Source organism: uncultured Sphingomonas sp. (assembly GCF_964237155.1).
Taxonomy (GTDB): Bacteria; Pseudomonadota; Alphaproteobacteria; order Sphingomonadales; family Sphingomonadaceae; genus Sphingomonas.
Map to the genome: position 1 here is coordinate 38870 of NZ_CAXSHH010000014.1, position 10769 is coordinate 49638.

A 10769-nucleotide genomic window follows, 5' to 3' on the forward strand; every position below is an offset into this window, starting at 1 on the left:
CCCCCCCCTCGCCTCCCAGGGGGCGGGCCCGCACTGTTTCCCCCCCCCCCCCCCCCCCCCCCGGTGGCGCTTCCGGGCCTTTTGACCTTTGGGTCTCACCGGTTATCAGACCATGTCGCGATTGCGCATCGTTCGGTCCGCGACCGGAACGATCCTCGCTCCGGATCATTCTCCCCAGCGGCGATGACGCCCGGTTTCTTGGAGATTTCCCTATGCGTAAGTTGATCGGTTCGGTGCTGGTCGCTGGAATGATGTTGGTCGCCGCGTGCAACACGGTCGCCGGTGCCGGCGAGGATCTTCAATCGGCGGGCAAGGCCGTGAAGAAGGCGGGCGACTGATTCGCCGGGCTCGGTTAGTCGACCGCCACGTCGGTCGCGGCCGAGCCCTTCGCCCTGCGGCGCTCGGTGATCCAGATTCCGACGAGCGCCAATTCGTACAAGATGCATAGTGGGATCGCGAGCAACAGCTGCGATCCGACATCTGGCGGCGTCAGGACCGCCGCGATCGCGAACGCACCGACGATCGCGTATCGCCTCGCGCCGACGAGCTGCTTGCGCGTCACGACGCCGGCGCGTTCGAGGAACATCAGCAGCACCGGCAGCAGGAACGCGATTCCGAAGCCGAACAGGAACTGCATGATGAAGGACAGGTAATAACCGATGGCGGGTAGCGCCTCGCGCTTCACGCCGCCGACCTCCCCGTCAAAGCCGAGCAGGAAGTGAAGCGCGGTGGGGACCGCCACGTAATAGGCCATCGCCGCACCCATGCCGAACAGCACGGGCGTCGCGAACAGGAACGGCAACACCGCGCGCCGTTCCTTGCGGTAAAGGCCTGGCGCGATGAATTGCCACATCTGGCTGGCGACGATCGGGAACGACACCATCGACGCGGCGAAGAACGCGACCTTTATCTCGACGAAGAACGCCTCGAACACCTGGGTGTAGATGACCGTGTCCTGCCCGGCCGCCAGCAGCGGCTGCAGCAGGAAACCGAAGATCGGTCGGGCGAAATACAGACAAGCCGCGAACGCGACGATCACGGCGGCGAGGCAATAGAGCAGCCGCCGCCGCAATTCCAGCATATGGTCCATGAGCGGCGCGCGGCTCTCGTCGATGTCGCTCACGACGTCACCCCGTCGCCGCGCGGGAGCGCCGATTTATTCGGCGTGGGGCGTACAACGGGCTCCTCCACTCGGATCGGCTCGCCGGCCGCGTATCCGGGTTCGTGGGCGGGCGTCGCCGCTATGACCGGCGCTTCGGTAACCTTCGGCTCATCCTCGCCCTCCAGCACCGGCACCGACCCTTCGGTCGCGGCATGTTCGCGCATGATCCGCTCGTTCTCCGCAGCCCACCGCTTCTCCATCTCCTCGAGCTCGGCCTCACGCACCATCGTGTCGAAACCCGACCGGAACTGGCGCGCCACGCCGCGCATGCGGCCAACCCAGTAACCGACGACGCGCATCGCCTTGGGCAAATCCTTAGGCCCAATCACGATAAGCGCGATCACCGCGACGAGCAGGAACTCGGTAGGCGCTACGTCGAACATGCCTGCCGAGCCTCAAACAGGAAGTGAGCGATCAGCGATCGTCGCGAACGCGCGCGCCTTCGCGGTCGATGCCGGGCTCGACGACCTTGGTCGTCTCGATGCGGCCCGTGGGCTTGGACGCGTCGTCTTCCTCGACCATGCCCTTCTTGAAGTTCTTAACGCCCTTGGCGACGTCGCCCATCAAGCTGGAAAATCGACCGCCGCCGAGCAGCAGGATCGCGACGACCGCGAGGACGAGCAGGTGGATGGGGCTGAAACCGCCCATAACGAATCTCCCGTGGCAATATGCTCCATCTAAGGCGTCGCGCCCGCTTTTGCCACCGCCGCTATCTGACGAGCTCGAGGAAGGCGTCCCGACGCGCGATCAGCTCGTCGAACTCCCCCTCAGGCGGCGTGATAGTGGCCATCGCATCGTCGAGCCGCGCGCGCGACCGCTCGCCGACATTTCCCAACGACGCCGCGATGTCCTCCATCTCAGCCATCCGGGCCCAACAATCGAGCACCAGGTCGCACCCCGCCGCGACCGCTCCCACCGCCTTTTGCCCGGCGGTGCCCGACAGTGCTTTCATATCGATATCGTCGGTCATGAGCAGCCCGTCAAAGCCGATGCGCCCGCGGATCACCTGCTCGATCACGATCGGTGACAGGGTCGCAGGCCGGTCGGGGTCCCACGCGTCGAACACGATGTGCGATGTCATGCCCATCGACGCGTGAGCGAGCGAGCGGAACGGCTCGAGGTCGACCTCCAGCTCCTCCTCGCTTGCGGTCACGGTGGGTAGGTGGTGGTGCGTGTCGACGACCGCGCGCCCGTGGCCCGGCATGTGCTTGATCACGCCGACCACGCCGCCCGCGGCCAAACCGTCCAGGGTTGCGCGACCCATCGCGGCGACCCGCATCGGCTCGCTGCCGTAGGTGCGCGTCGATATCGCGTCGGTCGTGTCCGGCCGCGCGACGTCGAGGAGCGGCAGGCAATCGACGTTGATCCCGACCTCCGACAGCATCAGGCCCAGCGCCTGCGCATTCGCGCGCGCCGCCTGGATCGCCGACATCGGCGCGATCTCGTATAACCGGTCGAAAACGGGTCCGGCGGGAAAGGCGGGCCATTCGGGCGGCCCCATGCGCGCGACACGTCCACCCTCCTGGTCGATCAGGATGGGCACGTCCGCCCGCCCGGTCAGCTGGCGGAGCGAGTCGGTCAACGCGGAAAGCTGCGCCCGGGTCTCGACATTTCGCCGAAACAGGATGAACCCGACCGGCTCGGCGGCGCGGAAAAAAGCGCCTTCGTCGGGCGTGATGACCGGCCCCGACAGGCCGAAGATTACGGGCTTCATACTTGAAAGCGTTAGCCCGATCCGCGCGGACGCGCCACCACCGTCGGCTCGGACGTCAGTTCGTGACGAAGCAGCCCTCGCCCGCCACGCGCAGCCGACCACAGATATCCGTCGCCTGATCGGCGCTGCCCGCGTTGACGCGCAGCCGGTACACGGTGCGCCCATTCACCTCGGCGGGCTCCACCGACTTGCCCAGCGCCGCAAGATAACCGAACCGCTTGGCGAAATTGCCCCACGCCCCGTTCGCCGCGCCTTCGCTCGGGAACGCGCCGAGCTGGACGAGCGCGCCTCCCCCGACCGCGCCGGGTATGTTGCCATGCGACGACGCCATCGGCGCGGCGGCGACCAGCCTTCCACCGGACATAGGAACCTGTGCGACCGCGCTGCGGCCCGCCGTCGACGACGGGCTCGTCTTGGGCCGGGTGCCACGCTCCGCCAAGACCGGCGCCTCTGGTACCGCCCTTAGATCGACGGCTCCGTTGCCCGCGCCCGCGCCGGCGCTGGTGGCGATCGCCGTGTCGCCTTCGCCCTCGACCTTCAGCCCGCCGGGATCATTGGGCCTGACCTTGTAATCACCCGTCGGCGCCGCGATCAGCGCGCCGTCGGCCGCTCCGCCCCGGCTCCGTTGCCAATGGGCGATGCCGAACCCGACCGCCACCAGCAGCCCGAGCGCCAACAGGGACAGCGCGATCGTCCGGCCGATATCGGACGGCGGCTGCTCGTCGGGCTCGACCGTCTCCAGCCAGGGCAGCCGGTCCTCGTCGCGCAGATTCATCTGCCCGGCCATCAGTTCATCTCCTCGACCGCGGCCACGCCCATGATCGCCAGCCCGTTACGGATGACCTGCCCGATCGCCGCGCTCAGAAACAGCCGCGCGCGCGTCAGCTCATGATCCTCCGACTGGATCGCACGCCGTGTCGGGTCGTCGTTGCCCACGTTCCACCAGCCGTGAAAAGCCGCCGCCAAGTCATATAGGTAAAACGCGATCCGGTGCGGCTCGCGCGTCGCCGCCGCGGTCTCGACCGTGCGCGGGAACTGAGCGGCGAGCCTCACCAACGCCAGCTCCGCCGTATCAAGCCGGGACAGGTCCGCCGCCGCTCCCGCGATCCCGGCCTCCCGCGCGCGCCGGTGCAGCGAGGCGACCCGGGCGTACGCATATTGAACATAGAAGACCGGGTTGTCCTTCGACGCCTCGACCACCTTAGCGAAGTCGAAGTCCATTTGCGCGTCGGCCCGCCGGGTCAGCATGGTGAACCGCACCACGTCGCGCCCGACCTCGCGCACCACGTCGGCCAGCGTCACGAAATTGCCCGCGCGCTTGGACATCTTCACCGGCTCGCCCTCGCGCAGCAGCCGCACCATCTGGATCAGCTTGACGTCGAAGCGCGTCCGGCCGTCGGTGAGTGCCCGCACGGCCGCGACGATGCGCTTGACCGTACCGGCGTGGTCCGCGCCCCAGATATCGATCAACGCGTCGGCACCTTGCGCTTTCTGGTAATGATAAGCGAGGTCCGCGCCGAAATACGTCCATTGCCCGTTCGACTTCCGGATCGGACGATCCTGGTCGTCACCGAACCGGGTTGACCGAAACAGCGGCAGCTCCACGGGCTCCCAATCATCCGGCAGCTCGCCCTTGGGCGCCTCCAGCACACCGTCATAGACCAGGTCGCGCGCGCGCAGCTCCGCCTCCGCCGCCTCCGGCTTGCCCGCCGCCTGCACCGCGGCTTCCGACGCGAACACGTCATGATGGATGCCGAGCAGCGCCAGATCCGCGCGGATCAGGACCAGCATCGCCTCGACCGCGCGCGTGCGGAACGGGACCAGCCAGTCATCCTCGGATGCGGAGACGTAGCGGTCGCCGAACTCGCCCGCGAGCGCCTCGCCCACCGCGACCAGATAGTCCCCTGGATAGAGCCCTTCCGGGATCGCGACGCTCTCTCCCAGCGCCTCGCGATAGCGCAGGTGGACCGAACGCGCGAGCATATCGACCTGGCTCCCCGCGTCGTTGACGTAATACTCACGGATGACCCGCGCGCCCGCGAACTCCAGCAGCTTGGCCAGCGCGTCGCCCACCACCGCCCCCCGGCAATGGCCCATATGCATGGGACCCGTGGGGTTGGCGGAGACGTATTCGATGTTGACCGTCGTGCCCTCGCCGGTCCGCGAGCGGCCGTAATCGTCGGCGGCGTCGGCAATGGCGGACAGCTCGCCTCGCCATGCATCGTCGGTCAACGTCAGGTTGATGAACCCAGGCCCCGCGACCGCGACCGACGCGACCTCGTCCAGCCGCCCCAGCACCTCCGCGATCGCGTCGGCCAGCTTGCGCGGGTTGGTGCCCGCGGGCTTGGCGAGCACCATGGCGACGTTCGTGGCGAGGTCGCCGTGGGCCGGGTCGCGGGGCGGCTCCACCGTCACGTTGGCGCGATCCAAGTCGGAGGGGATCGTCCCGGCGGCGGCCAAATCGTCGAGCGCCGCATCGATATGCCGGGCGAAGCGGGTGTAAAGCGTCATGCGCGAGCGTTTAGGACAAGCCGCCTTCAAAGGAAACGCGGGTCCCTGTGCATCCTCTGGCCGTTGCTCGCCGCCGCCGGGCTCGGTCTCGACATCACCAGCAGCAACGGGGTGTTGGCGGAACGGTCCTATTGCTGGGTCCATGTGACGCTGTACCGCCGGGCGACGCGGGTCGTCGGCGGCTCTGGCCGTTCGGTGACGACGCTGTCCCGTACCGCAAGCACCCCCGAAGCGGACGACGTGATGATGGGCGCGTTGTCGGAAGCATTGGAGGACTTGGCTCAGACACCCGAACGATACATCGAATCCGTGGCTTCCGAGGAATCGAGGTTGCGTCAGGCGCTCGCCATCCGGCCCAGGTAAGACGCTCGCCTGTCCACATCCTAAATTGGGATTGGGCGGGTCGTCAGAACCCCTCGGGCAGGTCGATCGACCCGACCACCTCGCGGTAGCGGGTCACCGCGTACCGATCGGTCATCCCGGCGATGAAGTCAGCGATATGCCTGCTTGCCCAAGGCTCCGCCTCCGGCAATCGCGCGCGCCATTCGGGCGGCAGCGCGTCGGGGTCGGCGCGATAGGCCGCGAACAGCCCCGTCACCACCCGGTATGCCGCCTTCGCAGCCGCGACCTGGCGCGGGTGATGGTAGAGGTTGGCGTACATGAACCGCTTCAGGTCGCGCTCCGACTCGCGCATCCCATCGGAGAAGCCGACCAACGCGCGGCCCACGGCCCGGATGTCGGCGACGTCGGCGACCCCCGACGCCTCGACGCGCCGCCCCGTCTCGGCGATCAGGTCGTTCACCATCGCCCCGATCTGCCCGCGCACCAGCTCACCGAGCAGCCGGTCGGATTCGACCTCGGGATAGCGCGCGCGCGCGGTCGCCCAGCTTCGCTCCACCACCGGCACCGCCAGCAGCTGGTCGAGCGTCAGCAGCCCCGCCCGCAAGCCGTCATCGATGTCGTGATTGTCGTAGGCGATGTCGTCCGCGACCGCCGCGACCTGCGCCTCCAGCGAAGGCCAGCACTCCAACCGCATGGGATACTCGGCGTCGGCGCGCGTCAGCGCCCAGCCGGGCTGGGGGATCGGGCCGTTATGCTTGGCCAGCCCTTCCAATGTCTCCCAAGTCAGGTTCAGACCGTTCCACCGCGGATAAGGTCGCTCGATCTCGGTCAGGACACGCAGCGTGTGGCCGTTATGGTCGAACCCGCCCCGGCCCTCCAACGCCGTCTTCAGCGCGTCCTCGCCCGCATGGCCGAACGGCGGGTGGCCGATATCGTGCGCCAGGCACAGCGCCTCCGTCAGGTCCTCGTTCAAGCCCAGCGCACGTGCGATCACGCGACCGATCTGCGCGACCTCGATGCTGTGCGTCAGCCGGACGCGGAAATGGTCGCCGTCGGGCGCCATGAAGACCTGCGTCTTGTGGCGTAGGCGGCGAAAGCTGATCGAATGGACGACCCGGTCGCGGTCGCGCTGGAACGCGTCGCGCGGGCCGCGTTCGGCCCCGGGCCTGCCCGATATCTCGGCGTGGCGGCGTCCCCTGCTGCGCGCCGGGTCCGACGCGCATGCGGACGGTACGGTCATTTGGCGGAAAGCTTGGTCATCTTCTGGCCCGTCGCGCTCGTGAACTGGAACGCCGAAACGCCTTGGCGCGACAACTGGTTCACGAAGGCGCGCGCCTCCGCATCCGTCTTGAACGGGCCGGTGACGACCCGGTTGGTCGCGCGAAGCGGCGTCACGAAGGCCGCGCGGCCCTTCAGGGCCGCCGCCTTCTTCTGCGCCGCGTTCCAGGCGCGAGGCAGGTCGTTCTCGCTCGCCCCGCCCGCGACCTGGACCCAGATGCGCCCTGGCTCGCCGTCGGCCTTGGCGGGAGCCGCCTTGACCGCCGCCGTGTTGACTTCCGCCGCCTTCGCTCGGCCAACGGCGCGGCGCTCGGCGGCGGCCCTCGGCTTGTCCACCTCGGTCGCGGCGATATGACCCTTCCGAGCGACGAGATCGGGTCGGGCCGCCGGCCGCTTCGACGCGGTCGCGATCGTGCGCGCCGCAGCCGCACGATCGGCGGCCTGGCTCGCCGCCTTCGCCGCGCCCGCCGCGAGCACCCGAGCGGTGGCGGGTTCGATCGCCGTCACCGCCGACGGACCCCGCCGCTCGGGTTGCACCACGCCCAGCTCCGCGCCGGGAATCGTGATCGAAGCGACGATCCGCGCCAGGATCGAATCCTCGCTCCGTACCGCCGTGACCGGCGCGGGCGCGAGGCTCGCGAAGCCCGGGCTCGTCGCGTCCGTGGCGGAAGGTGCGGTTCCCACTGCGGGCGCAAGCGCGACTTCGGCCGATCCATTCATGCCCGTGCCGGCGGCGGGGTCCCGCGCCGATGCGCTGGAGTTCGCCGCGATCGATAGGACGCTCGACGTCGTTACGGGCGGCGCGATCATCCCGGCCGACGAGGTCTCGAGGACCGGAGACGGCGAGATCGGGAACGAGCCCGCGCCCGCCGCCTGGATCGGCGCCGGAACGGCGAACGGCGGCGCGTCCGCAAGCCGCACGGACGCGCCGCCGCTCGGCGCGACGATCGCCCCCGGAAGCGAATAGCTCGACGGGATCGATGGCGCGGTCGCTGGCGATGCGGCGGCCTGGACCGGCGTACCGGCTGTCAGAGTCATGGACCGCGACGGGATCGCTCCCCCGACAGCTCGCGGCATGATATCGAAATCCGGTCGGATCGGGGCCGTGACACGCGGCGCGACGGACGCGACGATACCAGGCGCGACGGGAACGACCGCGCGTGGGGCGGCCGCGACGACCCCGCGACGTTCCATGGGCCCAGCGACCCGCCGCTCCCCGCGCGAACGGCCGCGCCCGCTACCCCCGCGCGATGCCAGCACAACCGGCGGTGCCGCCGGTCGCGCGCCCGCCACCCGGACCGCCGGGAACGGATCGGGACCGAGCGGCGCGAGACCTGGCTTCATGCGCGCGTCCGCCAGACGCGCCGGGGTCGGCCGCACCTCGCCGAAATGCACCGCGAACGCGCGATCGGCGGCGGGCAGCGTCGGCAGCCGCTCGAAGAAGGGCTGCAGCCCGCCCGCCATGCCGCGCGGCATCATCGTCACCGCGATCCTCGATGCGCCCGCCACGTCGCCGTTCATCGCCAGCACGAACGCGCGCACACGCCAAGCCGCCCGGTCCTGCCGCCTGGTCAGCGGCTCCAGCTGTTCCAGCGCGAGCGCCTGCCGGCCGGAGATGCCCAGCGACAATGCGTACCGGCGCATCGTCTCGTCGTCGGGCGCCCCTCGCAGCGCGAGCCGATAGTCGCGCTGCGCCCGCTCCTGCTCGCCGAGCAGGTCGAGCGCGAGCCCGCGGTCCGACGCGAATCGACTCGCCGGATGCCCAAGGCCCTCGGCCAGCTGGAAATAACGCAACGCCTCGCCCGGCCGTTCGGCACGCACCAGGATCGCGGCCATTCCCGCCTTCGCGCGGCCATTGCGCGGATCGATCTTGTCAACGCGCGCGAAAAAGGCGGCGGCGGCGCTCATGTCGTCCAGCTTGATCGACAGCTCTCCCGCCGAAAGCAGCGCGTGGATGTCGGTCGGCGCGGCCGCGACACGACGCATGACCGCCGACAGCTGATCGGCGGTCGTCTGCGGCTGAACGATCGGCGCGGGCGTCCGGTACTGCGCGGCGGCGGGTCCGGCGAGCGCCGTCGAGAGCGCGAGGGCGACGTGAGAAAAGGTCCGCATCGGTCGACCGCCTAGACCGGAGTCCGCGTGAACCGGCAATGACGCGAACGGCGATGTACGCCGGGGCGGGGTCGGTGCGCGGCGAACCGGCACATCCCCGTCCGGCCTGTTATCACCCGACCTGACCCCGCCCTCGACCTATTGGTTATTCTGACGATGCAGGAAGCGGGGAATGTCCAGCGCATCCTTATCCTCGGGGGTCTGCTCGTCGCGCTGGACGCCGCGGGCGGCGTTGGACATGCGCTCAAACAACGTGCCGCCCATCTTGACGCGTGGAGCGGCCGGAGTGGTCTCGCCCGTCGCCTGTACGTCGGCGCCGGGCGCAAGCCAGCGACGCCGTGCCGCCGCGTCGTCCACGGCTCCGCCGGTGGGCGCGATCGGCACGGCGGGCACGGCCTGACCCGCATAGCCGTCGACGCGCTCGCCGGGTGCCTGCGGCACGATCGTCTCCGCGCCCAGCACCAGTTCCTCGTTCGCCGCGTCCGCCGTCTCGGGCATTGCGTCGGCGGCCTGCGCCTGGGCGGTCGCGAAGTCGGCCGACGCCTCCTTCGCGGGCGGGGTGGCCGGCGTCGCGTTCGACGTCGTGGAAGCCGCCGCGGCCGGAGCCGCGTTCAACGCCACGACGGCGGGTGTCGGTGCGGGAGCCCGCGTCGCGGTCGTCGGCGTGCTGGACGCGGCGGCGGCCGGACGGAAGGACTGCGGCTCGTCGTTCTTGCGCGCCAGGCCGAAGCCGAACGAGCGCGTCGCCTCGGGCTGCGCGACGACCTGGGCCTCGGCCTCGATACCCGTCGCCACGACCGACACGCGAATGCGGCCCTCCAGGTCCTGGTTGAAGGCCGATCCCCAGATGATGTTCGCGTCGGGGTCGACCAGGTCACGGATGTGGTTCGCGGCCTCGTCGACCTCCAGCAGGCGCATGTCGTCGCCGCCGGTGATGGAGATGATCACGCCCTTGGCGCCCTGCATCGACACGCCGTCGAGCAGCGGGTTGGCGATCGCCTTTTGCGCGGCCTCCAGCGCGCGATTGTCGCCCGCCGCCTCGCCAGTGCCCATCATCGCCTTGCCCATCTCCTGCATCACCGAACGGACGTCGGCGAAGTCCAGGTTGATGAGGCCGGGCATGACCATCAGGTCGGTGATGCCGCGCACGCCCTGCTGCAGCACCTCGTCCGCCATCTCGAACGCCTCCTTGAAGGTCGTGTTGGCGTTGGCGATCAGGAACAGGTTCTGGTTGGGGATGACGATCAGCGTGTCGACATACTTCTGCAACTCCTCGATGCCCGCCTCGGCGCTCTTGGCGCGGCGCTTGCCTTCGAAGGAGAACGGCTTGGTGACGACGCCCACCGTCAGGATGCCCATGTCGCGCGCCGCCTTGGCGATGACGGGGGCCGCGCCCGTGCCGGTGCCGCCGCCCATGCCCGCCGCGATGAAGCACATGTGGCTGCCCTCGAGCAGCTTGGACAGCTGATCGATCGTCTCCTCGGCCGCCGCGCGCCCGATCTCGGGCCGCGACCCCGCGCCCAGTCCTTGCGTTATCTTCGCGCCCAACTGGATGCGCTGCGGCGCGATCGACTGCTTCAGCGCCTGGCTGTCGGTGTTGGCGACCAGGAAGTCGACGCCCTGAACGTCGGCGCGCATCATGTTGGCGAT

At 69.5% G+C, this 10769-nt stretch carries 11 protein-coding genes; 2 read left to right on the plus strand and 9 right to left on the minus strand.

Annotated elements, in window-relative coordinates; translation table 11 throughout:
• Window positions 1–212 precede the first annotated feature (212 nt).
• Window positions 213–338 carry an entericidin A/B family lipoprotein gene (locus ACFE71_RS05400; protein ID WP_375427784.1) on the plus strand — a complete coding sequence of 42 codons (126 nt, stop codon included), beginning with the start codon at window positions 213–215 and terminating at the stop codon, window positions 336–338.
• 14 nt (window positions 339–352) lie between these two features.
• On the opposite strand, the gene tatC is transcribed toward ACFE71_RS05400, so the two are convergent.
• The 6 genes from tatC to argS all read right to left on the minus strand — a co-directional run bounded on the left by tatC (window position 353) and on the right by argS (window position 5387).
• A complete protein-coding gene (gene tatC / locus ACFE71_RS05405) occupies window positions 353–1123 on the minus strand; it encodes a twin-arginine translocase subunit TatC (protein WP_375427785.1) in 771 nt (256 codons plus the stop codon).
• Window positions 1120–1545 (minus strand): Sec-independent protein translocase protein TatB, encoded by a 426-nt coding sequence (gene tatB / locus ACFE71_RS05410; RefSeq protein ID WP_375427786.1) that lies wholly within the window; start codon window positions 1543–1545, stop codon window positions 1120–1122. Before tatB ends, tatC begins: the two co-directional genes overlap by 4 nt.
• A gap of 31 nt (window positions 1546–1576) precedes the next feature.
• Entirely contained in the window at window positions 1577–1810 is a 234-nt protein-coding gene (locus ACFE71_RS05415; protein WP_375427787.1) for a Sec-independent protein translocase TatA, read from the minus strand.
• A gap of 61 nt (window positions 1811–1871) precedes the next feature.
• Window positions 1872–2876 (minus strand): glycoside hydrolase family 3 N-terminal domain-containing protein, encoded by a 1005-nt coding sequence (locus ACFE71_RS05420; RefSeq protein ID WP_375427788.1) that lies wholly within the window; start codon window positions 2874–2876, stop codon window positions 1872–1874.
• Between the two features lie 55 nt (window positions 2877–2931).
• Window positions 2932–3663 carry an SPOR domain-containing protein gene (locus ACFE71_RS05425; RefSeq protein WP_375427789.1) on the minus strand — a complete coding sequence of 244 codons (732 nt, stop codon included), beginning with the start codon at window positions 3661–3663 and terminating at the stop codon, window positions 2932–2934.
• Window positions 3663–5387, minus strand: coding sequence for an arginine--tRNA ligase (argS, locus tag ACFE71_RS05430; protein ID WP_375427790.1), 1725 nt, complete (start codon window positions 5385–5387; stop codon window positions 3663–3665). Before argS ends, ACFE71_RS05425 begins: the two co-directional genes overlap by 1 nt.
• A 63-nt stretch (window positions 5388–5450) precedes the next feature.
• On the opposite strand from argS, the gene ACFE71_RS05435 reads away from it, so the two are divergent.
• Window positions 5451–5750: a hypothetical protein gene (locus tag ACFE71_RS05435; protein ID WP_375427791.1), complete on the plus strand. Its 300-nt coding sequence runs from the start codon at window positions 5451–5453 to the stop codon at window positions 5748–5750.
• 43 nt (window positions 5751–5793) lie between these two features.
• On the opposite strand, the gene ACFE71_RS05440 is transcribed toward ACFE71_RS05435, so the two are convergent.
• From ACFE71_RS05440 to ftsZ, 3 genes are all read right to left on the minus strand, one after another.
• Window positions 5794–6969: a deoxyguanosinetriphosphate triphosphohydrolase gene (locus ACFE71_RS05440; protein ID WP_375427792.1), complete on the minus strand. Its 1176-nt coding sequence runs from the start codon at window positions 6967–6969 to the stop codon at window positions 5794–5796.
• The gene (locus ACFE71_RS05445) at window positions 6966–9119 is read right to left on the minus strand and encodes an SPOR domain-containing protein (protein WP_375427793.1); all 2154 of its coding nucleotides are present in this window, start codon (window positions 9117–9119) and stop codon (window positions 6966–6968) included. The genes ACFE71_RS05440 and ACFE71_RS05445 overlap by 4 nt, the downstream gene beginning before the upstream one ends.
• A 138-nt stretch (window positions 9120–9257) precedes the next feature.
• Window positions 9258–10769 (minus strand): cell division protein FtsZ (gene ftsZ / locus ACFE71_RS05450; RefSeq protein WP_375427794.1); only part of this gene is annotated, 1512 nt, incomplete at its 5' end.